Raw genomic sequence first — 398 nt, forward strand, 5'->3', positions numbered from 1 at the left:
CGCTGGGAGCAGGACGACACCTGTGTCGTCACCCGCACCCATGACGACCCGACCCAGTCCGACAACCCCAGGCACGCCGCTTGCGCCGACTCGCTCGCCGCCGTCGCCGACCGCCTGGAGGCCGAGCGCGAGAGCGTCCGCGGCGTCATCGTCACCACGGCCAAGAAGACCTTCTTCGCCGGCGGCGACCACCGCGACCTGCTGGCCGTCGGGCCCGAGCAGGCCCGGGAGCTCTTCGAGCGCGGCATGGCCATGAAGCGCGACCTGCGCCGCGTCGAGACCCTCGGCAAACCCGTGGTCGCCGCGATAAACGGCGCGGCCCTCGGCGGCGGTCTGGAGATCGCGCTCGCCTGCCACCACCGCGTGGCGCTGGACGCCGCGGGGTCGAAGATCGGCCT

Annotated in this window: 1 protein-coding gene; it reads left to right on the forward strand. The window is 73.4% G+C overall.

What is annotated here, in order from left to right; genetic code table 11:
• A partial coding sequence (locus tag QC029_RS30825) for an enoyl-CoA hydratase-related protein (protein WP_279559133.1) occupies positions 1 to 398 on the forward strand: 398 nt, incomplete at both ends.

The sequence above is a fragment of the Streptomyces sp. DH37 genome (assembly GCF_029813835.1).
Classification (GTDB): Bacteria; Actinomycetota; Actinomycetes; order Streptomycetales; family Streptomycetaceae; genus Streptomyces.